Genomic DNA, 22,318 nt, shown 5'->3' on the forward strand with positions numbered 1-22,318 from the left:
ATCAGGAACCGGACCTCCGGTGAACAGGAGAATGACATGACGAAGCAGATGCTCACCGCTATGGTTGCCGGATGGATGCTGGCGGCCGCGGCGCCCGCGATCGCGCAGCAAGGGGCAGGAGGTTCGACGGTGACGACAGCGACGGCGCAGGGACCGATTCTTTCCTTCAGCGTCAACGAAGAGGTGCGGGCGCGTCCCGACCAGGCGACGATCGGCGCCGGCGTCCAGACGACCGCGCCGACCGCGGTCGAGGCGATGCGCACGAATGCGGCGGCGATGGACAAGCTGATCGCGGCGGCGAAGAAGGCCGGGATCAAGGCCGAGGACATTCAGACGAGCGGCATCAACCTGTCGCCGCAATATGACTACAGCAATCGCACCGACGGCCAGCCGCCGCGTTTCCTGGGCTATCAGGTCACGAACAGCGTGCGCGCGACGACGGCGCGGATCGACCGGATCGGCGAACTGCTCGACACGCTCGTCGCGGCGGGCGGCACCAATATCGACGGGCCGTGGTTCGCGATGAAGGACCCCGACGCGATGCTGGTCGGCGCGCGCGGCGCGGCGATCAAGGCGGCCGAGGCGAAGGCGGCCGACTATGCGCGGCTCGCGGGCTATCGCGGCGCCGAACTGGTGTCGATCGGCGAAGGCGGCTTTTCGGGCCCGCAGCCGCCGATGCCCTATGCGCGCGGCATGGTCGCGCAGGCGGAGATGGCCAAGGCGCCGGTCGAGCCGGGGCAGGTCGGCAACACGCTGACGCTGAGCTTCCAGTATCGACTGGTGCGGTAAAGCGCTCGAAGCGATCCCTCCCCTCCGGGGGAGGGGTGTCCCTTTTCCGGCAGGGCCTCGTTTCCCGGCGAAAGCCGGGGTCCAGAAAGGGTAGCGCTGCCCTGCGTGGACCCCGGCTTTCGCCGGGGAGCAGGACCGCACTTGCAGGCGGATATATACGAGGGGAGGGGCGTAGCCGGAAGATATTGCGCAACGCCGCCGCGATGCGTCAGTCCTTGAGCTTGATCTTCCGCTCGATCTTGGCGGCCGCCTTTTCCTCGCGCTTCCGGCGGTTGAAGACGCGGCGCATGTAGCGGACGTCGGTGGCGCTCAGATGCGCCTCGGCGGCGACGAACTGCTCCTGCTCCTCTTCGCGGATATGGTGGAGATATTCGTCCTTCAATCCCGCAAACCGCCGCAGCCAGCCGGACGACGCCATGTCGCGGGCGGCGAGGTCTGCGAGCATGTCGTCGATCTCCTTGTGCTCGGCGATCGCGTGGCGCGCGAAGTCGGTGGTCTCGGGATCGCGCAGCACGCTCGACCACAGCGCCTGTTCTTCGGCCGCCGCATGCGCCTTCAGCTCCTTGGTCAATTCGCGGAACAGCCGCTGGCGGTCGGGCGACTTGCCCTCGGTCTCCTCGATCATCGCCAGCAGCGCGCGATGGCGGTCGTGATCCTCGACCAGGCGGCCGAATATGTCGGCGTCGCCGCGGAATTTCGTCCGCGGCGTGCTGCCGATGCGCGCCGCCACGTCGGGCGCGACCGCCCGGGCTTTCGCGATCGCCTCGCTCTTGGCCTGCTGTTCCGGTTTGCGTTTCGCCGTGCTGCGGACGGCTGCTCGTGCGGTCATTCCACCCTCCCATCATGGCACCCGCGACGCTGCGCGGGCGAAAGGCTTTCGGCGATTGCCGAACGCTCTTTCAACGCCGGTTCGGGCAAGCGGTTCCGGATCGGGCGGGCCCTGCTGTTCGGCGGTCAGCCCAGTTCCCCGTCCGCCCACGGCCACGGCCGTTCGCGGAACCATTTGGTGATGATATATTTGCGCCCCTTGCGCACCTTCATCCCGTGGTGGAGCGTGTCGGGGTTCGGGGTGCCGTCGGCGCGGACATTGTTCCACGCGAGCAGCTTGCCGGTTTCGGGCTGGTGCAGCTTGCCGGTGGCGAGGAAGCGCGTCGCGCCGCCCGCCGCGGGTTCGTTGAGGTAGATCATCAGCGTCCAGCTTCGCTGGCCGGGCACCGCGCAGAAGGTTTCCCAATCGGCGCCGTGCGGATCGAAATAGTCGGTGTGCGCCTTGAACTCCTCGCCGACGTCGTAGCGCTGGCCCTGCAGCGGCTCGCCATATTCGGGCGCGATGCCGGTGAGATCGTGGAGTCGCCGGTTGACCGCGGCGACCAGCGGGTCGCGATGATTGAGGTCGCAGGTCGAACTGGTGCGAAACGCCGTGTCGCCGTTGGGGTCGGCGATGGTCGAGGGATGCGCCCCCGCATCGATCCGCTCGACCAGCGCGGCGCAGGTCTCGGCATCGAGGAAATGCGGCAGCATGAACTGCGCAAGCTTCGGGCTCGGCGCGCGCCGGATGCCGGGCACCACGGCCAGCCGCTCGGCGGTGCGGTCGGCGCCGGAGGTCGCCATGTCGACATGCTCGTTTCCAGCCATGCCGCGGCTTTTACCGGCCGCGGTGCCCGCGAACAATGCTTGACGAACAGCGGTCCCCCGCCTATCGCCGCGCGCTGTCGATGGCGTTACGCCCGGCATGTGGCGATCGTAGCTCAGTTGGTTAGAGCACCGGTTTGTGGTACCGGGGGTCGTGGGTTCAAGTCCCATCGGTCGCCCCAGCTTTTTAAGAACTTAGCTCGAAAAATACCGGGAGCCTAAGGTTCAAATGAACCCGCTTTCACGGCTGCTGACGAGTGTTCCGGCGGCCGCCGGGGAGACTTCGCATGCATCACAAGCGCGGCAGATCCCGAAACCAGCGGGCCGGTTGCAAACTTTGCAAGCCGTGGAAGGTCAACGGCATCTCGGCTCTGGCCTATGGCAGCGAAAAGTTCGGCGATCATGCCCGGCGCATGGCCGCGCGGCGCGCGATGGCCGATGTGTGAGCCGACCGCGCGCCCTCGGACGCAAAACGGCGTGACTTTACACCTCTGTTTCTTTATTACGCATATGCGTAATTTTTGAATATGAGGTTCTGCCATGTCCGCCGTCTGGGATTTTGCCGATTTCGACGATCATGAACATGTCCACATGTTCCGAGATCGGGCGAGCGGCCTGACGGCGGTCGTTGCGGTGCATTCGACGCATCTCGGCCCCGGTGCTGGCGGAGTGCGATACTGGCGCTATCCCGACAAGGCGGATGCCATCGTCGATGCGCTGCGGCTGTCGCGCGGCATGAGCTACAAGAATGCGATGGCGGGCCTGCCGCTGGGCGGCGGCAAGGGTGTGATCCTGGCCGAGGAAGGGCAGGCGAAGAGCCCCGAACTGCTCGCGGCCTTCGGCCGTGCGGTCGAATCGCTCGGCGGCGCCTATGTCACGGCCGAGGATGTCGGCATGTCGGTCGCCGACATGGTCGAGATCGCGCGCGCGACACGCCATGTCAGCGGCCTTCCGGCGGCTGGCGACAAGGTGGGCGGCAACCCGAGTCCGCTGACCGCGCTCGGCGTCTATCTGGGCATCAAGGCGGCGATTCGCGAAAAGCTGGGCGTCGACAGCGCCAGCGGCGTGCGCGTCGCGGTGCAGGGCGTCGGCAGCGTCGGCGCCGGGGTCGCGCGACGGCTGGCGGCCGAGGGCGCGGTGCTGACGCTGGCCGACGTCGACCTCGCCCGCGCGAAGGCGCTTGCCGAGGAACTGGGCGCCGACCTTGCCGATTCGGCGGCGATCATGGAGGTCGAGGCCGACGTGCTGAGCCCCAATGCGCTCGGCGCGATCCTGACCGAGGAGAGCATCGGGAAACTGAAGGTGTCGATCGTCGCGGGCGCCGCGAACAACCAGCTCGCGACCGAGGCCGACGGCCAGCGCCTGCACGATCGCGGCATCGTCTATGCGCCCGACTATGTGATCAACGCCGGCGGCATCATCAACGTCGCGCTCGAATATCTGGGGCAGGGCAGCCATGAGGAAGTCGAGCGCCGCATCGGACAGATTCCGGGACGGCTCGCGGATATCTGGGCCGAGAGCCGGGCCAGCGGCACCCCCGCGTCGGACGTCGCCGACCGTATGGCGCAGGCGCTGATCGGACGCGGATAGACCAACGCCGCCCCAGCGAACGCCGGGGCCGCTTGCAACCGTTACGCCATGCCGATAGCGGCCCCGGCTTTCGCTGGGCGACGATTGCCGGCTGGCGCGGCCTATGATTTCCGCTAAGCCAGCGCGCGATGAAGCGGCATTTCTTTCTTGTCAGCGGCTGGGCTTCGTTGGGCCTCGGCGCGCTGGGGGCCTTCCTGCCGCTGCTGCCGACGGTGCCCTTCGTCATTCTGGCCGCCTTCTGCTTCGCGCGCTCGTCGCCGCGGCTCGAAAGCTGGCTGATCACGCATCCGCGCTTCGGCCATCACATCGTCGCGTGGCGCGAAAAGGGCGCGATCAGCCGCCGGGGCAAGCTCGCCGCGACCGCGGCCTTCGCGTTCAGCATCGTGCTGGCGGCGATCTTTTCGCCATGGCCGTGGGTGATGGCACCGGTGATCGCCGCCGCCGTCACCGGAAGCTGGATATGGACGAGGCCGGAAGCATAGCTCCCGGCCTCGCCGATTTTCCATCCGGCCGCGCGGTCAGAAATCGACCGACACGCGCCCATAGACGAAGCGCCCGCTGAACCCGAACGGCGAGAAGGACGAATAGGGCAGGAAGCTGTTGTTCGCGCCATAATCGACCCCGTTCACCAGCCCGAAGGGCAGGCGGTCGGGATATTCGTCGAGCAGGTTGTTCGCGCCGACCGCGATCTGCACCGGCTGGACCGGGCGGAAGCGGACTTCCAGATCGACCACCCACTTCGGCGACAGCGTGATGTCGCCCGGCGCGTCGCCCGCCGCGATGCGGATGTCGTCGCGGATCGCGGGATTGTTGAGCGTGACGGGGTTGCCGTCGGCCGCCACGGCCGTCACGCTGTCGGGCAGGAACACCTTGCCGTAGCGATTGGCGTTCAGCGTCATGCCGAACTTGCCGATGTCCCACGTCAGTCCGGCGTTGAACTTGTTGCTCGGCTGACCGTCGGTCAGACGCAGCGATTCCTGCCGCGCGAACAGGCGCTGCGCGGTGAAGGCGCTGAAGACGCGGCGATCGGTGATCTTGGTGTCGTTCAGATTATAGCCGACGTTCAGGCGCAGCGTGCCGAGACCGAAATCGGGAACGCGATAGCTGCCGACGATGTCGAGACCCTGCGTACGCGTGTCGACGCCGTTGACGAAGAAGCGCGCCGACGTTCCCGGAACATTGGCGGCCTGCAGAAGCGCCAGGACGTCCGCTCCCGACAGCGTCTCGGTCAGCGTGATGCGGTCCTTGATCTTGATCCGGTAGTAATCGACCGTCACGTTCAGCCCCGGCACCATGTCGAACACCAGGCCGCCGCCGAAGTTGACCGACTTTTCGGGCTTGAGCGGCTGCGCGCCGAGCGCGATCGCGATCGGCGACGAGACGGGGAAGGTGCCGACTTCGACCAGCGTTCCGCCCTGGCTGATCGTCGAGGTGGTCGAGAAATACTGCTGCGCCATGCCCGGGGCACGGAAGCCGGTCGAGACCGATCCGCGCAGGGCGAGGCCGTCGACGGGCTCGAAGCGCGCCGCCAGCTTGCCGTTCACCGTATCGCCGAAATCGGAGAAATGCTCATAGCGGCCAGCAGCCTGCACGTTGAACATGTCGCTGAGGTCGGCGTCGAGCTCGACATATCCCGCGAAGCTGTCGCGCGACTTGTCGACCGCCGAGCTGGGCATGAAGCCGCCGAACACCTGCGACCCGACACCGGCGCCGTTGGTGTAGAAATAGGGGCCGACTGCATAGCTGGCCGGTTCGCCCGCGACGATCTTGTAATTCTCGTTCCGCCACTCGGCGCCAAGCGCCAGCGACGTATCGCCGAAGCCGAGGTCGAGGTCGCGCTGGGCGTCGAAGTTCACCGCCATCTGGCCGTAGCGCATGCCGCCCGCGTCGAACTTGCGCGGGCTATGATTGCCGCCGAGCGAGACGTTGACGGTGTTCTCCACGCCATAGTCGAGGCGGTTCGAGCCATAGCCGAATGACAGGTCGAGGTTCCAGCCGCCCGCCATGCCGCGCAGCCCGCCGGTGAAGGCGATGTCGCGGATTTCGCTGGTGATATAGGGCAGATAGCCGTCGGCGTAGATCGGCGCGCCGCCATTGTCCCAGTCGGCGTTGCGCGGGTCGAGCGCGCGGCGATAGAAGCCCGCGCCATTGCCGTCGCGCACGCCATAGCTGCCGAAGCTGTAGAGCTCCCAATCGGCGCCCACGTCCATGCCGGCATTGTAGAAGAAGTTCATGTCCTTCGATTCGCCGTCGCCGAAACGGTGCCAGTAACGGTCGATCGTCACTTCGCGCGGATCGCCCGCCGCCGCATAGTTGCGGCGCAGGTCGGCGCCCGAGCGGTTCGTCGGCGAGCGGTCCTTATATTCGGCGGTGAAGTTCAGATAGCCGCTGTCGCCGACCGGCAGGCCGATGTTGGTCGCCATGGTATAGGTTTCGCCGTCGCGGCGCTTGCGGTCCTTGCCGGTGAAGCTGATCGCCGGATTGTCCGACGCGCCGGTGGTCGGCAGCACGTTCGCGACCTGCTCCACGTCCTCCATCGTCGTGATATATTTGCCGTAGCTGATCTGTGCGCGGCCGCCGACGCTCTTCTTGAGCTGGACGTTGATGACGCCCGCGATCGCGTCGGAGCCATATTGCGAGGCGGCGCCGTCGCGCAGCACCTCGATCCGCTCGATCGCGAGCGGCGGAATCGTGTTCATGTCGACACCCGCCGAACCGCGGCCGACCGAACCGTTGAGGTTGAGCAGCGACGACAGGTGGCGGCGCTTGCCGTTGACCAGCACGAGCACCTGGTCGGGCGCAAGACCGCGCAGCGTCGCCGGGCGCAGCGAGTCGGTGCCGTCGGTCAGCGACGGCTGCGGGAAGTTGAACGAGGGGACGAGTTGGCCCAGCAGGCGGTTGGTTTCGGTCGAACCGCTGTTCTGGAGCGAATCGCTCGAAATGACGTCGATCGGCACCGTGCTGTCGGCGATGGTGCGGTCGGTGCGGCGCGTGCCGGTGACGATGATCGTCGCGCTGTCGGCGGCTTCGTCGGCCCCCTCTTGCGCGAAGCCGGGCGTGGTCCAGCCGCCCGCGACGAGCGCGGCGGCGAGGGCGAAGGTGGAGAGCTGAGTGGAGAGCTGAGTGGTACGCATGGTTTTCCCCTGTCGTTGCGGGTCCGTCGGGCCCGATCCGCTGCCAGATTGGGAGGGAGGCGGGCGGTTTCCACCCATGGTTTGAAGAATCGGGCTGATTTTCCGTGCTTTTGTCGGAATTGTTGCAAATTTGACACAGGTGGCCCGCGCCTTGATCTTCATGGCCGGACCGGAACGGCTTCGGCGCGGCAGCGAAAGCGGCGCGCATAGCGAGCAAATCGGCCGCCGCGGCCACCTACAGGCTGGACCGGCGTTGCCGGCTCGCCTAAGGCTTCGCGCGCCATGCACGCCTATGCCAATCCGACCCGTTTTCTGGCGATCGCGCGTCCGCTGACGCCGTGGCTGCTGGGGCTTGGCGTCGTGCTGTTGCTTGCCGGGGCCTGGGCTGGGCTGGCGGTGGTTCCCGGCGAGGCGAAGCAGGGTGAGACCGCGCGGATTCTCTATGTCCATGTCCCCGCCGCATGGCTCGGCATGGGGGGGTGGACCGCGCTCGCGGTCAGCGGGCTCGTGCAGCTCGTCTGGCGCCACCCGCTCGCGGGGATCGCGGCGCGCGCCATCGCGGTGCCGGGGATGCTGTTCACCGCGCTCTGCCTCGCGACCGGGTCGATCTGGGGCAAGCCGACGTGGGGAACCTGGTGGGAATGGGACGGGCGGATGACCTCGATGCTCGTCCTCCTCTTTCTCTATGCGGGCTTCATCGCGCTGACGATGGGCGATGCCGGTGGGAATGGGGGCCAGCGGCAGGGCGGATCGCTGTCGCGCGGCGCCGCCGTCTATGCGCTGGTCGGGGCGATCAACATCCCGATCATCAACCGCAGCGTCGTGTGGTGGAACAGCCTGCACCAGGGACCGAGCATCACGGTGCGCGGATCGAGCATCGACGGTGCGCTGCTGTGGCCGCTGGGCTTGACCTTGCTGGGTTTTTCGTTCCTGTTCGGGGCGATCGTGCTGATGCGGATGCGGCGGATCATCGCCGACAACCGCGTCGCGGCGCGGCTGCGGCGGCTCGCCGACGACGAAGGGAGCGGGGTGTGACCGGGGTCATCAGCGGAAGCGGCCAATGGGCCTATGTCGTCGCCGCCTATGCGCTGACCGCGCTGTTGATCGCGGCGGTGCTGGGGCATAGCTGGCGCGCGATGCGCAAGGCCGAACGCCGCAGCGACGCGCTACGCAGGGATCGGACATGAAAGCGAAGCATCAACGATTGATCCTGGCGCTGGTCGCGCTGGTCGGCGTCGCGGGGGCCGGGGTGCTCGCCGCGAGCGCGCTGCGCGACGAGGCGGCCTATTTCCGCACGCCGACGGAGGTTGCGGCGGGCGCCGCCGCCACCGGCGAGGCGATGCGGCTCGGCGGCATGGTCGCGTCGGGCAGTCTCCGGCGGCAGCCCGACGGGCTGACGATCCGTTTCGTCGCCACCGATGGCGAAGCGTCGGTGCCGGTCGAATACAAGGGCATCGTCCCCGACCTGTTCGCCGAGGATTCGGGGATGATTGCCGACGGCCGGATGCGCGCCGACGGCGTCTTCGTCGCCGACCGCATCCTCGCCAAGCATGACGAGCGCTATGTCCCGCCGCAGATGAGCCACCCGCCCAAGACCGGGAAAGCGGCGCCGGCGGCATGAGGGTCTCTCGAATCCCGTCATTGCGAGCGGAGCGAAGCAATCTCCGGCATGCGGCCTGCCATGGCGATGGCGGGAGATCGCTTCGTCGCTGCACTCCTCGCAACGACGAGCTTCGGACAGGCGGGCCGGCGCGATGATCGCCGAACTCGGCCTGGCCCTGTTGTGGATCGCGGCGGCGCTGGCCTGCCTGTCGCTGGTCGCGGCGATCGTCTATCTGCGCAGCGGCAAGGGCGAACTCGCGGCGCTGGTGCGCCCGGCCAGCGTCGCGCAGGGTGCGCTGACCGCCGCGGCCTTCGGCGTGCTGATCGCGCTGTTCGTGCGGTCCGACATGTCGGTCGAACTGGTCGCGCGCAACAGCCACAGCCTGAAACCGATGCTGTTCAAGGTCGCGGGCGCGTGGGGCAATCACGAAGGATCGATGCTGCTGTGGCTGACGATCCTCGGCCTGTCGGGCGCGCTTGTCGCGCTGTTCGAGAAGCGGCTGCGCGAGGATACGCTGATCGCGACGCTCGCGGCGCAGGCGGCGCTCAGCCTCGGCTTCTTCGCCTTCCTGCTGTTTTCGTCGAACCCGTTCAAGCGGCTGCCCGTCGCGCCGCCCGATGGGCAGGGGCTCAATCCGCTGCTCCAGGATCCCGGCCTCGCCTTCCACCCGCCGACGCTCTACATCGGCTATGTCGGCCTGTCGGTCGCGTTCAGCTTCGCGGTCGGCGCGCTGGTGACGCGCGAGATCGGGCCGGCCTTCGCGCGCGCGATGCGGCCATGGGTGTTGGGGAGCTGGATCTTCCTGACGCTGGGAATCACCGCGGGCAGCTATTGGGCCTATTACGAACTCGGCTGGGGCGGCTGGTGGTTCTGGGATCCGGTCGAAAATGTGTCGCTGATCCCGTGGCTCGCGGGCGCGGCGCTGCTCCATTCGGTCAGCGTCACCGCGACGCGCAACGCGCTGCGCGCCTGGACGGTGATGCTCGCGGTGATCGCCTTCTCCATGTCGATGGTCGGCACCTTCATCGTGCGCTCCGGCCTGCTCACCAGCGTCCACAGCTTCGCCGTCGATCCCGAACGCGGCACCTTCCTGCTCGTGCTGATGGCGCTCTACATCGGCGGCGCGCTGACGCTTTTCGCCTTTCGCGCCGGGGCGGTCGCCGAGGGCAAGAAATTCGCGCTGCTCAGCCGTGAAGGCTCGCTCGTCATCAACAATCTGCTGCTCACCACCATCCTCGCGCTGGTGCTGCTCGGCACGCTCTACCCGATCGTCGCAGAGGCGATGGGGGAGAAGATTTCGATCGGGCCGCCCTATTACAATCGCGTCGCCGGGCCGCTGGCGCTGATCCTCTGCCTCGTCATGGTGGCGGGGCCGCTGCTCAACTGGCGCCGCGACGACGGCCGGAAGCTGTGGTCGCGCTTGCCCGCGGCGGTGCTGGCCGGGGCGGCGGTGCTGTTCGGGCTCGTCCTGTTCGGCGGCCATGTCGGCGTGCTGCCGCTGCTCGGCATGACGGTCGCGGCGGTCGTCGGCGTGGCGAGCCTCGCCCCGCTGTGGGGCCGCAACCTGCGCCGCACGCCGTTGCCGACCTGGGGAATGGTGATCGCGCATTTCGGCGTCGCGGTCGCGCTGGCGGGAATGGCCGCCGAAAGCGCCTTCATCAAGGAACGGCTCGTCGCGGCGGCGCCGGGCGAGACGGTCAAAGTCGGTGATTTCGCGGTGAAATTCGTCGGCGTGCAGCCGGTCGCCGGGCCGAATTACACCGCGATCGAGGGCACGCTCGTCGCCACGACGTCTTCGGGCGACAGCTTCACGATGCGCCCGGCGGCGCGGACCTTTCCCGGGCTGATGGGCACGCCGCCGACCGAGACGAACGAGGCGGCGTTGCTGACGCGGCCGGGGGGGCAGCTTTATGCGGTGCTGGGGCAGCCGGTGACCGATGCCGACGGCCGCGCCGACCGCTACCAGCTTCGGCTGTGGTGGAAACCGCTGGTGTGGTGGATATGGCTGGGCGGAGGGCTGATCGCCGTCGGCGGGACGCTGGCGCTGCTCGGCCGCGCGCAGTTGCTCGCGCTATGGCGCGCCCGGCGCGCGCGCAGGAAACAGGAGCGGTTCGCATGAGGTCGCGCTGGGTGCTGTTCGTTCCGCTGGCGATCATGGGGCTGCTGTTCGGCGCCTTCGTCTATCGGCTGGTGACGCCCAACGACACGCTGATCCGGTCGCAGTGGATCGACAAGCCGATGCCGCTGTTCGACCTGCCGCCCGCGACCGCGGGGGTCGAGGGGCTGAGGAGCAGCCAGCTCGCCGACGGGCGGCCGCGGCTGGTCAACGTCTTCGCAAGCTGGTGCATCCCCTGCCGCGCCGAGGCGCCGCAGCTCGAAGCGCTGAAGGCGGCGGGGGTGCCGATCGACGGCATCGCGATCCGCGACCGGCCGGAGGATGTCGCGGCCTTCCTGCGCGAGAACGGCAATCCGTTCGACCGCATCGGTGCCGACATGCAGAGCAGCGTCCAGATCGCGCTCGGATCGTCGGGGGTGCCCGAAACCTTCCTGATCGACGGCAAGGGCATCATCCGCGAGCAGATTCAGGGCGTGATCCTTGCCGAGAATGTGCCCGAGATCGTCGCCAGGCTGGAGGCGATGAAATGAGCGCCCGTCTGCTGCTGCTGCTGGCGGCGCTTTTCGCGTTCCCCGCCATGGCGCAGGACCGCCTGCCGCCCGCGCCCTATGCCTATCAGCAGCTCGCCGACCCCGCGCAGGAGGCGCAGGCGAAGGCGCTGATGGAAACGCTGCGCTGCCTCGTCTGCCAGGGCCAGTCGATCGCCGACAGCGACGCGCCGCTGGCCGGCGACATGCGGCACGAAGTGCGCAGCAAGATCGCCGCGGGCGAAAGCCCCGATGCGATCCGCACCTGGCTGATCGCGCGCTACGGCAATTGGGTCAGCTATGACCCGCCCTTCGACGCCGCGACCGCGCTGTTGTGGCTGGGGCCGCTGCTGTTCCTCGCGCTCGGCGGCTGGCTGGCCTTCGGCCGTTTCCGCCGCGGTACGGATGAAGAGGGGGGCGAGGCGTGATCTGGCTGTGGCTCCTGCTCGTCGCGGCGGTGACGGCCGGGGGAATCGCCTGGTTCGGCCGGGTGCCCGCCGCGGCGCGGCCGCTCGCGGCGGCGGCGGTGATGCTGGGGCTCGCGGGCTATGCGTTGCAGGGCAGCCCGGCGCTGCCGGGCAAGCCGGTGGCGGCGCCCGAGGAGCCCGACGGATTCGGCGAGGCGATCACCGACCGGCGGCAGGGGATGGCCGACCGCTTCGGCCCCGCCGCGCAGTGGCTCGCGATGTCGGACGGCTTCGCGCGCACCGGCAAGACCGCGCTGGCGGCGCAAACGCTCGAGAAAGGGCTGCAGAAATATCCCGACAATGTCGACCTGTGGGTTGGGCTGGGCAACGCGCTCGTCGCGCACGGCGGCGGGATGATGTCGCCCGCCGCCGCGCTTGCCTTCGACGAGGCGGCGAAGCGCGATCCGACCCACCCGGCGCCGCCCTTCTTCGCCGGGCTCGCGATGGCGCAGAGCGGCGACCTGCGCGGGGCCGATGCGGTGTGGAGCGGGCTTCTCGCCCGCTCGCCGGCCGATGCGCCGTGGCGCGCCGACCTCGAAATGCGGCTGGACCAGCTGCGCCGCGCGATGGGGCCGCAGCTGCCGTCCGAAGCCGGGAACGGGCCGTGATTTCGATGCTATTCGACCGCAACGGGCTCGTCTAAAGGCGGCGGCATGACTGCTGAGTCGCAACAGGCGGCGGGGATGACCGGCATGGCCGTCGAAGGAGACGCGGGTGCCGGCCACGCGCCGCACGGGCACGCCGGCGACGGCCGGATCAAGCTGGCCGTCGGCGCGATCGGCGTCGTTTTCGGCGACATCGGCACCAGCCCGCTCTACGCGTTTCGCGAAACTTTCGCCGGGCATCATTCGATCGACGCCGACCGGCTGCACATCTATGGCGTGCTCAGCCTGGTCTTCTGGTCGATGATGCTGGTCGTCACCTTCAAATATGTGCTGACGATCATGAAGGCCGACAACAAGGGCGAGGGCGGCAGCCTCGCGCTGCTGGCGCTGATCAGCCGCTCGTCGGGCGAGGCGCGCTGGACCTGGCCGATCGTGCTGCTGGGGGTGTTCGCGACCGCGCTCTTCTATGGCGACAGCATGATCACCCCCGCTATGTCGGTGCTCTCGGCGACCGAGGGGCTGAGCTATGTCAACGAGGGGTTCGAGCCTTATATCGTGCCGATCGCGCTGGCGATCCTGATCGGCATCTTCGCGCTGCAATCGCGCGGGACGGCAAAGGTCGGGGCGCTGTTCGGCCCGATCATGCTCGCCTATTTCCTGATGCTCGCGGTGCTGGGCGTGACGCATATCGTCGATCATCCGTCGATCATCCTGCACACGATCAACCCGATCAATGCGCTGAAATTCTTCTATTACGACGGGTTCACCGCCTTCATCGCGCTCGGCGCGGTCGTCCTCGCGGTGACGGGGGCAGAGGCGCTCTATGCCGACATGGGCCATTTCGGCCGCGCGCCGATCGGCCTGTCGTGGCTCTGCTTCGTGCTGCCGGCGCTGATGCTCAACTATATGGGGCAGGGGGCGATGGTGCTCGAGGCCGATCTGGGACAGCGGCTCGGGCTGATCCAGGATCCCTTCTTCCTGATGATGCCCGAAGGCTGGCGCATTCCCGTCGTGATGCTGGCGATCGCCGCCACGATCATCGCCAGCCAGGCGGTGATCTCCGGCGCCTTCTCCCTGACCCAGCAGGCGATCCAGCTCGGTTTCATCCCGCGCCTGCGCGTCGAACATACCAGCGCTTCTGCGGCGGGGCAGATCTATATCCCGGTCGTGAACTGGTTCCTGATGACGATGGTCATCATCCTCGTCCTCTTCTTCGGATCGTCGAGCAATCTTGCCGCGGCCTATGGCATTGCGGTGACCGGCGCGATGTTCATCGACACCTGTCTGATGTGCGTCGTGCTGTTCATGCTGTGGAAGTGGCCGGCGTGGAAGGCGGTGCCGCTGCTCGTGCTGTTCTTCGTCGTCGACATCGCCTATTTCGCCGCCAACCTGATCAAGGTTCCCGACGGCGGCTGGGTGCCGCTGGCGATCGGCCTCAGCATCTTCACCATGCTTACCACCTGGTCGCGCGGGCGCAAGCTGATGCAGCAGCGGATGGCCGAAGGCGCGATGCCGATCCCGGTGTTCGTGAAGTCCGCCGCCGACAGCGCGACGCGTGTCCCCGGCACCGCGGTGTTCATGACCTCCACCGCCGACGGGGTGCCGCACGCGCTGCTCCACAACCTCAAGCACAACAAGGTGCTGCACGAACGGATCATCCTGCTGACGGTCAAGATCGCCGACGTGCCCTTCGTGAAGGAGGAGAATTCCTGCCTGCTCGAGGATCTGGGCAAGGGCTTCCACCGGCTGGTGCTGAACTATGGCTTCATGCAGCCCGTCGACGTGCCCGCGGCGCTGAAGCGCGTCACCAGTTGCGGCGGCGAATTCCGGATGATCGAGACCAGCTTCTTCCTGTCGCGCCAGACGCTGATCGCGGCGAGCAAGCCCGGCATGCCGATCTGGCGCGAGAAACTGTTCGCGTGGATGCTGCGCAATTCGGAAAGCGCGATGGAATATTTCCGCCTACCGACCAACCGCGTCGTCGAACTGGGCAGCCAGGTCGCGATTTAGATTCTGTCCTGTTTGGACGTGCGCGGCCCCGATCGGTCAGGGCTGAACCCGATGATAGGCGACGTGGGGCTGCGAGGAGAAGGACAAGCGCCAGCGTCCGTCCTCGCCATAAAAGCGCAATTGTTCATAAGGGCCGCCCGCACGCGCGCCGGTGACCTGTTCGAACAGCAGCGGGCCGATCCGTTCCCAATAGGTCGTCGATTTCTGGCGCGTGACGGTGATCGCATCGGCGCCCGCGGCGCTGATCCAGAGGTCGCGGTCGGGTTTGACGGGGACATTATAGTTACGCCGGTTGGTGCGATAGGCACCGACCGGCACGACCTCGCCCGCGGGCGCGGCGGCGCGCGGCGCCGGCTTTTGCGGAAAGATCCGGCCGATCAGCGCGTCCGTCAATTCGGTACGCGCGCCATAACTGCCCGGCCCGCCGGTTTCGGACACGAAGATGCCGAGGCCGGCTTCAGGGGCGAGGATCAGGCGCGAATGGAAATCGACGGTATTGCCGCCATGGCCGACGAGGCGCGGTCCGGCGTTGCGAATGACGAAGAAGCCGTGCGCCATGCCGGGCAGGCCGGGGGCATTGGCATGCGAATCGCGCATCAGCAGCGCGACCGATTCGGGTTTCAGGATTCGCGCCGCGCCGATCGCGCCGCCGTTCAGCATCGCCATCATGAACCGCGCCACATCGGGGGCGCTTGCGGTTCCCGAACCGCCGGGCATGATCTGGCTGTACAGCTCGAACGGCTTTGCGACAAAACGCCCGTCCCTGAGCCGATAGCCCTTGGCCACGCGCGGGGCGAGCGGGGCGGGCAGGGGCTCGCGAAAGCTCGCCGATTCCATGCCGAGCGGCGCGAAGAGGTGGCGTTCGGCATAGTCGGCGAAGGGTTCGCCCGAAACCCGCTCGACGATATAGCCGGCCAGCGCCGCGCCATAGTTGGAATAGGATATCTTGGTGCCCGCGGGCCACAGCCGTTGCGGGACATGCGCTTTCAGCCAATCGCCATAGGGGACGAGTTCGTCGACCGACCGTGCGGTGATTCTGCCCGTATCGCTCATGCCCGGCGTATGCGCCATCAGATCGCGCACCCGGATCGGCTGCCCTTCGAACGGCGGGATGGGAAAGTCGATATAGTCGTTCACATCGGCATCGAGGCTGACGCGGCCGGCCTCGACCTGCTGCATCAGCGCCGCCCAGGTGAACAGCTTGGACACGGAGGCCAGCCGGAACAGGGTCCGTTGCGGGTCCACCGGGACGCCCTGGTCGACGTCCGCGAAGCCATAGCCCCGCGCGAGCAGCACGCGGCCTTGATGAACGACGATGACGACCGCGCCCGCAACCTCGCGCGTCGCGATCTGCTGGGCCATCACGCCATCGATGAAATCGGCGAGGCCGGCGAGTTGCTCCGTCGGGACGTTATAGGCGGTTTGCGGCGACGTCTGGGCAAAAGCTGCCGACGGCAGGCCGAGGGAGCCGAGCAGCGCGGCGCCAAGGGTGGCGTGCCAAATCCAGCGTCGCGACATGAAGGAACCTCTCTGGCGAACGAAAATATCCGTCGAGCGAAGGCTGGCAATCGAAACAATGCCGATGGGGTATAGGTCGACGCTATGCTGCGGGACGATGACCTGCCGCGCGGCGGCGGATTAACTTGTCGACAGGATCGCAATTAGCATTTGATCAAGGGCGCCCGTCCTGCGATGCCCGGTGCGATCGACGAAGGCCGGCGCGGCGATGGATGGCGACGACAACAGCAATGAAGGGGTCAAGGGGCTGGTTGCGGCTGGTCCCTTTGCGCTGATCGTCGCGCAGGGTTTCGGACGCCGGTCGCCGGCCGAGATCGAGCGCGCGCTGCGTCACATGGGCCTGCGGCCGGAGGGCGTTGCGGCGGACGGACAAGGCGGGCTGCTGGCGACGGGGCCCGACGCGCCGACATTCCACCTGAGGCTCGGCGCGACGGAACTGGTCGCCGCACCGGCGGGTGCGCCTGCGCTCGATTTTGCCGATCCCGACGCGCCGGCGACCAGCCAGCTTGCGGCAGGGCTGCCGCCCGACTGGCGCGGGGCCGGGCGATGCTGGGCGTTCGTCGCGGCCGGCGGCGCGACCCCATCCGCCGGGGGCGGTCAGGCCACGCGCATGCGCGAACTGTTCAAGACGCTGGTGCTGCTGATCGACCTGTTCGACGCCAGCCACATCTTCTGGTCCCCCGCACGGCTGTGGTCCGACGCCCCGCAGTTCCGCGCCGCGGTTGCCGAGATGCTGACGAGCGGCATGCCGCCCGTCCTGCACCTCGTCGCCTTTCGCCGGCACGAAACGGCGCGCGGCGCGCATGTCGGGACGCGCGGGCTCGCCGCCTTTGCCGGGCAGGAACTCACCGCCGCGATCCCGGCCGGCTGGACGGTGGCGGACATGGTGCGGCGGCTGGCGCGTCTCGCGCTCGACATCATGGTCAACGGCCCGATCCTCGAAACGCAGCGGGCGCGCGGGCTGCAACAGGGCGAATGGGTCGATCTGTCGCCGCGCCTCGATGCCGATCGGGGACATGCGGTGGTGGACGTCGCCTTCGACCGCGGCGGCTGAGGCCGCGTTGCGGTGCGATTCGCGGCGATGGCGCGGGGCGCCGCCGCCGCGGCCCGGTTTCCAGCGCCATCACCTGCTGCCCGTCCTGCTGCTCCGCCGCCCGCAGATGGCGGCGATGCTTGACTGCCTGCGCGCCGAGGGCTTCCTGCTCCAGCGCTTCGACCTCAACGGCCTGATGCTGCCGGCGAGCGAGGGCGGCGCGCTGTCGTCGGGCCACGCGCTGCATCGCGGGCCGCACCCCGGCTACAGCGACGTGATGGTCGCGCGGGTCGAGCGTATCCGCGCCCATTTCGCCGTGCAGGCGCCCGGCGACCCGATCGCGGCGCGGCGGACCGCGGTGATGCGGCTGCGACTGCTGCAGGATACGGCGCGGCGCGCGCTGACCGACCGGCATGGTGCCGGCTTCTGGCTCAACCGGCGCGATCCTATGCGGATTTTCGCCGATCGCCCCTATCTAGACGACGCGATCGGGCGGCTGTTCGGCGGCGGGGTCAGCCGATGACCTTGCCCTGCAATTCGCGCCACGCCTCCCGATATTGATCGGTCAGTTCGGCGACGAAATCGGCGGCGGGGCGCACCGCGCGCACCGACCCGATTCCCTGGCCGGACCCCCAGATGTCCTTCCACGCCTTGACCTTGGTATTGCCGCCCGAACCGAAGTTCATCGTCTTGAGGTCGCCCTTCGGCAGCGCATCGGGGTCGAGCCCGGCGTTGACGATCGAGCCGCGCAGATAATTGCCGTGGACGCCGGTGAACAGGTCCGAATAGACGATGTCGGCGGCGCGCCCCTCGACGATCCCGGCCTTGTATCCGGCGTCGGCGTTCGCCTCGGCGCAGGCGATGAAGGCGCTGCCGATATAGGCGAGATCGGCGCCGCAGGCCTGCGCGGCGAGGATCGAGCGGCCGTGCGCGATCGCGCCCGACAGCGCGACCGGCCCGTCGAACCATTCGCGGATTTCCTGCACCAGCGCGAAGGGCGACTGGGTGCCGGCATGCCCGCCCGCGCCGGCCGCGACCGGGATCAGCCCGTCGGCGCCCTTCTCGACCGCCTTGCGCGCGAAGCGGTCGTCGATGACGTCGTGAAGCGTGATGCCGCCCCAGTTATGGACCGCCTGGTTCAGCTCCTCGCGCGCGCCGAGCGAGGTAATGGTGATCGGCACCTTCCACTTCTCGCAGGTCGCGATATCGGCTTCGAGCCGGTCGTTCGAGCGATGGACGATCTGGTTGACCGCGAACGGCGCCGAGGGACGGTCGGGATTGTCGCGATCCCACGCCGCCAGTTCCTCGGTGATGCGGTGGAGCCATTCGTCGAGCAGCGTCTGCGGGCGCGCGTTGAGCGCCGGGAAGCTGCCGACGATTCCCGCCTTGCACTGCGCGATGACGAGGTCGGGGCCCGAGACGATGAACAGCGGCGAACCGATGACGGGCAGGCGAAGGCGGTCAAAAATCGCGGGAAGGGCCATGGGCGTCGCTCTCCGAATAGAGGTTTCGGCTGACCTTAACGTAAACGGAAGGCTGTGCAAGGGGGATCGCGGCCGCCTGTCACAAGTGCGAACCGGTCAGGACTGCGGAGGAACGGCGGCCGGGCGGCCGAGCGCGCGCGGGCGCCGGTCGGGGCCGACGGCGACGAAGATGAAGACCGCCTGCGTCACCTTGTGCCCGTCCTCGGCATGGCGGTCGCGTGCCCAGGCTTCGACCTCGACATGCATGGAGGTCCGCCCGACCTTCATCAGCCGGCCGAAAACCGACACCTCGTCGCCGACGAACACGGGGCGGTGGAAGGCCATGCCCTCCACCGAGACCGTGACCGCCCGGCCGCGCGCGTGGAGCGATGCGACCGAAGACGCGGCCAGGTCCATCTGAGCCATCAGCCAGCCGCCGAAGATGTCGCCATAGACATTGGCGTTGGCGGGCATCGCGGTGACGCGGATCGTGGGCTGGTCCGCGGGCATGGTTTCGTCAGGCATCATAGGCCTCCCGAATCCGCATCCGCTGCGCCGCGGCGACCATCGAGACGAGGGCCGGTCGCACCTCGTCCCACTTGCGCGTCTTGAGCCCGCAATCGGGATTCACCCAGATTTGATCGGGCGGCAGGTGCCGTCCGGCGAGGGTCAGCAGGTCGGTCATCTCGCGCTCGGCCGGAATGCGCGGCGAATGGATGTCATAGACGCCGGGACCGATCTCGTTCGGATAGGCATAGCTTGCGAAGGCCCCGAGCAGCTCCATCTGCGACCGCGCGGTTTCGATCGAGATGACGTCGGCGTCCATCGCACCGATCGCGGGAAGGATGTCGTTGAATTCCGAATAGCACATGTGGGTGTGAATCTGCGTGTCGTCGCGCACGCCGGAGGCCGCGATGCGAAAGCATTCGACCGCCCAGCCCAGATAATGCGGCCATTCGCCGCGGCGCAGCGGCAGCCCTTCGCGCAGCGCCGCCTCGTCGATCTGGACGATCGCGGCGCCCGCGGCCTCCAGGTCCAGCACCTCGTCGCGGATCGCCAGCGCGATCTGGCGGCAGCTCGCTTCGCGTGGCTGGTCGTCGCGGACGAACGACCAGTTGAGGATCGTCACCGGGCCGGTGAGCATGCCCTTCACCGGCCGGTCGGTCTGATCCTGGGCATAGCGCCACCAGTCGACCGTCATCGGCCGCGGACGCGACACGTCGCCATAGAGGATCGGCGGCCGCACGCAGCGCGAGCCATAGCTCTGCACCCAGCCGCTGCGGGTGAAGGCGAAACCGGCAAGCCGTTCGCCGAAATATTGCACCATGTCGTTGCGCTCGAACTCGCCGTGGACGAGGACGTCGAGGCCGATCTCCTCCTGCCACTTGATCGCGGCGCGGGTTTCGACCTTCAGATAGCGGTCATAGGCCGCATCGTCGATTTCGCCCCGAATATGCGCGGCGCGCGCCTTGCGGACCTCCGCCGTCTGGGGAAAGGAGCCGATCGTCGTGGTCGGATAGCGGGGAAGCGGAAGGCGCCGGCGCTGCGCCTCGCGGCGGGCGGCGAAGGGCGCGGCCCGGCGCGCGGCGTCCGCATCGAGCGCGGCAAGGCGCGCGGCGACGGCGGGATCGTGGATGCGGGGCGAGGTCGCCCGGGCGACCGCGGCCATCCGCGACGCCGAAAAGGCGGCGAAGGCGGCATCCTCGCCTTCGTTCAACGCCCTGGCGAGCGCGGCGAGTTCCTCGATCTTTTGCGCCGCGAAAGCCAGCCATTGCGCGATTTCGGGATCGAGCGCGGTTTCGAGCGCTAGATCGACCGGAACGTGGAGCAGCGAACAGGACGGCGCGAGGATCAGGTCGCGCGTCGCCGCCAACTCCTTGAGCCGCCAGTAAAGGTCGGGAAGGTTGGCGCGCCAGATGTTGCGGCCGTCGACGATGCCGAGCGACAGCAGGACGTGCGGCCGCACCTTGTCGAGTGCCGGGCCGAGCTGTTCGGGCGCGCGGACGAGGTCGAGGTGGAGGCCGTGGACGGGCAGTTCGGCGGCGAGGTCCAGATTGTCGCCGAGGCCGCCGAAATAGGGGGTGAGCATCAGGCGCGGCCCCGCCGTCGCCAGCCGCGCATAGGCGCGCTCGAACGCGGCGCGCTGCGCATCGTCGAGATCGAGGACGAGGCAGGGCTCGTCGATCTGCACCCAGTCGGCGCCCTGTTTCGCCAGCCGCGCGAGAATCTCGGCATAGGTGTCGAGCAGCGCGGGAAGCAGGGCGAGCGGTTCGACCGCCTTGCCTTTGGCGAGCATCAGGTAGCTGACCGGGCCGAGCAGCACCGGGCGCGTCTGATACCCCAGCGCCTTCGCTTCGTCATATTCGTCGAAGATCTTGGTCGAGGCGATGCGGAAGGTCTGGCCGGCGGTGAGTTCGGGGACGAGGAAATGATAGTTGGTGTCGAACCATTTTGTCATCTCCTGCGCGGTCGTATCGGCGGCGTGGCCGCACCCGGCGTGCGCCGGATCGCCCTGCGCGCCGCGCGCCATCGCGAAATAGAGATCGGTATCGACCGTCTCGCCGTCCCAGTCGTAGCGCGCGGGGACGGCGCCGATCAGCGCCGAGATGTCGAGCACATGGTCGTAGAGCGAAAAATCGTTCGACGGCAGGATGTCGGCCCCCAGCGCCTTCTGCCGCGCCCAGTGGGCGACGCGCAGGCCGGCCGCCGCCGCATGCAGGTCGGCGAGGGTCGATTTGCCCGACCAGTAGGATTCGAGCGCGACCTTGAGTTCGCGGCGAAGGCCGATGCGGGGAAAGCCTAAAGTGGCGACGCTGACAGTCATTTCGAGCACCTTGCAGGGGGCAAGGGCGACGGACAGACGCGAACGCACGATATCCCGCGTCCGCAGGGCAAGGGTCGGACGCAGCCATGCATGCGGCCTGACCGGGCACCCCGCCGGAGGACGTATCTGACGAGGCAGGTCTCCTGGCTCGCGGGTCGCCGCAGCGGTCTGGCCTTCCCGGTTCCTTGCCGAACCAGTGGCATGATCGACCGCCGCTCGCCGCTTACAGTTGCGGGGGCAGCGCCGGTTTCGCACCGGCTTCCCATCTTCGCTCCGCCCCAGATGCCCGGCGCGAAGAACCTCGACAGCATGCAGAATAGGCGCCGCGACGATCCTGTCAAGCGCTATATAAAGAAATCTTTATATGTGTCTCGCGGCGTGGTGACTGACCCTATCCTAAAAGGCAGTCGCCAGCAGCGCGGCGGTGGCGGCCGCGATCGCCAGCAGGAGCGCGATCTTCGGACCGTGCGAGGCGAGAATATGGGTCCGCCGGCGATCGAAGGGCGGCCCATCGACCTCATGAGAAAGCTCGGGTTCGGGCCGCGTGCGCGCCGCGAAGGTGGGCGGCGATGCGAGGGCGGGGCCGCTGATCCCGCTGGCGAGCGCCAGCTTCTCGAACGCCACTGCCATCTTCTCGCGGTCGAGGTGCCGGTCGATCGCCTCGCGCTCGGGGTCGGGATCGGGCGGCGGCGGCAGGCTTGCGACCCTGCGCTCGATTTCGCGGTCGAGCGCGTGGAGGCGGTCGATCGCCTCGACGATCCGCTGCCGGTCGCTGCTGGCGAGCGCCAGTTCGAGACGGGTCAGCGACAGCGCGCTCGCGCGGCAATATTGCAGGCTCCAGAACAGGTCGCTGCTTCCCCCGTCGGCGGGGAGCGGCCCGGTGGGCGCGGCGGACGCGCTCGGGCCGCTGGCGGACGGGGCCTGGGATGCGTTCACGGGTCCTTCTCCTTCGCCGCCCCCCGGCTGCGCGCATCGGCTTAGGACCAAATGCGCGCGCCGCGAAACGC

The 22,318-nt window shown here is 68.1% G+C and carries 22 protein-coding genes, 1 tRNA gene and 1 riboswitch; of the genes, 15 read left to right on the top strand and 8 right to left on the bottom strand.

Features of this window, described 5'->3' with window-relative positions; all coding sequences use genetic code 11:
• Window positions 1-36: 36 nt before the first annotated feature.
• Window positions 37-789, top strand: a complete 753-nt coding sequence (locus tag AC2S9W_RS11350; protein WP_424539469.1) for an SIMPL domain-containing protein — start codon at window positions 37-39, stop codon at window positions 787-789.
• Between the two features lie 208 nt (window positions 790-997).
• On the opposite strand, the gene AC2S9W_RS11355 is transcribed toward AC2S9W_RS11350, so the two are convergent.
• Complete coding sequence (locus tag AC2S9W_RS11355) at window positions 998-1,618, bottom strand: hemerythrin domain-containing protein (RefSeq protein WP_486570857.1); 621 nt, start codon at window positions 1,616-1,618, stop codon at window positions 998-1,000.
• A gap of 125 nt (window positions 1,619-1,743) precedes the next feature.
• Window positions 1,744-2,424, bottom strand: a complete 681-nt coding sequence (locus AC2S9W_RS11360) for a prolyl hydroxylase family protein (protein WP_244857909.1) — start codon at window positions 2,422-2,424, stop codon at window positions 1,744-1,746.
• A gap of 102 nt (window positions 2,425-2,526) precedes the next feature.
• Here AC2S9W_RS11360 and AC2S9W_RS11365 point away from each other — a divergent pair.
• From AC2S9W_RS11365 to AC2S9W_RS11380, 4 genes are all read left to right on the top strand, one after another.
• Window positions 2,527-2,603, top strand: a tRNA-His gene (locus AC2S9W_RS11365).
• 105 nt (window positions 2,604-2,708) lie between these two features.
• Window positions 2,709-2,867: a hypothetical protein gene (locus tag AC2S9W_RS11370; protein WP_169799682.1), complete on the top strand. Its 159-nt coding sequence runs from the start codon at window positions 2,709-2,711 to the stop codon at window positions 2,865-2,867.
• Window positions 2,868-2,961: 94 nt separating this feature from the next.
• Entirely contained in the window at window positions 2,962-4,011 is a 1,050-nt protein-coding gene (locus AC2S9W_RS11375) for a Glu/Leu/Phe/Val family dehydrogenase (RefSeq protein WP_067110064.1), read from the top strand.
• A gap of 128 nt (window positions 4,012-4,139) precedes the next feature.
• A complete protein-coding gene (locus tag AC2S9W_RS11380) occupies window positions 4,140-4,493 on the top strand; it encodes a YbaN family protein (RefSeq protein WP_067110067.1) in 354 nt (117 codons plus the stop codon).
• Window positions 4,494-4,529: 36 nt separating this feature from the next.
• On the opposite strand, the gene AC2S9W_RS11385 is transcribed toward AC2S9W_RS11380, so the two are convergent.
• A complete protein-coding gene (locus tag AC2S9W_RS11385; RefSeq protein ID WP_486570858.1) occupies window positions 4,530-7,145 on the bottom strand; it encodes a TonB-dependent receptor plug domain-containing protein in 2,616 nt (871 codons plus the stop codon).
• A 282-nt stretch (window positions 7,146-7,427) separates the two neighbouring features.
• Here AC2S9W_RS11385 and ccmC point away from each other — a divergent pair, with 282 nt between their 5' ends.
• The 8 genes from ccmC to AC2S9W_RS11425 all read left to right on the top strand — a co-directional run bounded on the left by ccmC (window position 7,428) and on the right by AC2S9W_RS11425 (window position 14,473).
• Complete coding sequence (gene ccmC, locus AC2S9W_RS11390; RefSeq protein ID WP_076075807.1) at window positions 7,428-8,180, top strand: heme ABC transporter permease CcmC; 753 nt, start codon at window positions 7,428-7,430, stop codon at window positions 8,178-8,180.
• Window positions 8,177-8,332, top strand: coding sequence for a heme exporter protein CcmD (ccmD, locus tag AC2S9W_RS11395; protein ID WP_076075805.1), 156 nt, complete (start codon window positions 8,177-8,179; stop codon window positions 8,330-8,332). Before ccmC ends, ccmD begins: the two co-directional genes overlap by 4 nt.
• On the top strand, window positions 8,329-8,766 hold the full coding sequence (gene ccmE, locus AC2S9W_RS11400) for a cytochrome c maturation protein CcmE (RefSeq protein ID WP_076075802.1): 438 nt from the start codon (window positions 8,329-8,331) through the stop codon (window positions 8,764-8,766). The genes ccmD and ccmE overlap by 4 nt, the downstream gene beginning before the upstream one ends.
• Before the next feature lie 133 nt (window positions 8,767-8,899).
• Window positions 8,900-10,867, top strand: coding sequence for a heme lyase CcmF/NrfE family subunit (locus AC2S9W_RS11405; RefSeq protein ID WP_076075800.1), 1,968 nt, complete (start codon window positions 8,900-8,902; stop codon window positions 10,865-10,867).
• A complete protein-coding gene (locus AC2S9W_RS11410) occupies window positions 10,864-11,394 on the top strand; it encodes a DsbE family thiol:disulfide interchange protein (protein WP_076077927.1) in 531 nt (176 codons plus the stop codon). The genes AC2S9W_RS11405 and AC2S9W_RS11410 overlap by 4 nt, the downstream gene beginning before the upstream one ends.
• A complete protein-coding gene (locus tag AC2S9W_RS11415) occupies window positions 11,391-11,819 on the top strand; it encodes a cytochrome c-type biogenesis protein (RefSeq protein ID WP_076075797.1) in 429 nt (142 codons plus the stop codon). Before AC2S9W_RS11410 ends, AC2S9W_RS11415 begins: the two co-directional genes overlap by 4 nt.
• Window positions 11,816-12,466 (top strand): tetratricopeptide repeat protein, encoded by a 651-nt coding sequence (locus AC2S9W_RS11420; RefSeq protein ID WP_076075795.1) that lies wholly within the window; start codon window positions 11,816-11,818, stop codon window positions 12,464-12,466. Before AC2S9W_RS11415 ends, AC2S9W_RS11420 begins: the two co-directional genes overlap by 4 nt.
• Window positions 12,467-12,541: 75 nt before the next feature.
• Complete coding sequence (locus AC2S9W_RS11425; protein ID WP_067110093.1) at window positions 12,542-14,473, top strand: potassium transporter Kup; 1,932 nt, start codon at window positions 12,542-12,544, stop codon at window positions 14,471-14,473.
• A gap of 36 nt (window positions 14,474-14,509) precedes the next feature.
• On the opposite strand, the gene AC2S9W_RS11430 is transcribed toward AC2S9W_RS11425, so the two are convergent.
• The gene (locus tag AC2S9W_RS11430; RefSeq protein WP_486570859.1) at window positions 14,510-15,991 is read right to left on the bottom strand and encodes a serine hydrolase domain-containing protein; all 1,482 of its coding nucleotides are present in this window, start codon (window positions 15,989-15,991) and stop codon (window positions 14,510-14,512) included.
• A 181-nt stretch (window positions 15,992-16,172) separates the two neighbouring features.
• Here AC2S9W_RS11430 and AC2S9W_RS11435 point away from each other — a divergent pair, with 181 nt between their 5' ends.
• Together AC2S9W_RS11435 and AC2S9W_RS11440 are read left to right on the top strand one after the other, a co-directional pair.
• Window positions 16,173-17,045 carry a hypothetical protein gene (locus tag AC2S9W_RS11435; RefSeq protein WP_486570860.1) on the top strand — a complete coding sequence of 291 codons (873 nt, stop codon included), beginning with the start codon at window positions 16,173-16,175 and terminating at the stop codon, window positions 17,043-17,045.
• Window positions 17,008-17,547 (top strand): AHH domain-containing protein, encoded by a 540-nt coding sequence (locus AC2S9W_RS11440; RefSeq protein WP_486570861.1) that lies wholly within the window; start codon window positions 17,008-17,010, stop codon window positions 17,545-17,547. Before AC2S9W_RS11435 ends, AC2S9W_RS11440 begins: the two co-directional genes overlap by 38 nt.
• Here the strand turns inward: AC2S9W_RS11440 and AC2S9W_RS11445 are convergent.
• From AC2S9W_RS11445 to AC2S9W_RS11460, 4 genes are all read right to left on the bottom strand, one after another.
• A complete protein-coding gene (locus AC2S9W_RS11445; RefSeq protein WP_067110106.1) occupies window positions 17,537-18,508 on the bottom strand; it encodes an NAD(P)H-dependent flavin oxidoreductase in 972 nt (323 codons plus the stop codon). The genes AC2S9W_RS11440 and AC2S9W_RS11445 overlap by 11 nt on opposite strands.
• Before the next feature lie 96 nt (window positions 18,509-18,604).
• Window positions 18,605-19,012: an acyl-CoA thioesterase gene (locus AC2S9W_RS11450; protein ID WP_486570862.1), complete on the bottom strand. Its 408-nt coding sequence runs from the start codon at window positions 19,010-19,012 to the stop codon at window positions 18,605-18,607.
• Entirely contained in the window at window positions 19,005-21,311 is a 2,307-nt protein-coding gene (gene metE / locus AC2S9W_RS11455; RefSeq protein ID WP_486570863.1) for a 5-methyltetrahydropteroyltriglutamate--homocysteine S-methyltransferase, read from the bottom strand. The genes AC2S9W_RS11450 and metE overlap by 8 nt, the downstream gene beginning before the upstream one ends.
• A 116-nt stretch (window positions 21,312-21,427) precedes the next feature.
• A riboswitch (cobalamin riboswitch) is annotated at window positions 21,428-21,630 on the bottom strand.
• Between the two features lie 77 nt (window positions 21,631-21,707).
• A complete protein-coding gene (locus AC2S9W_RS11460; RefSeq protein WP_486570864.1) occupies window positions 21,708-22,247 on the bottom strand; it encodes a hypothetical protein in 540 nt (179 codons plus the stop codon).
• Window positions 22,248-22,318 lie beyond the last annotated feature (71 nt).

It is taken from the genome of Sphingopyxis sp. 550B (assembly GCF_057401805.1).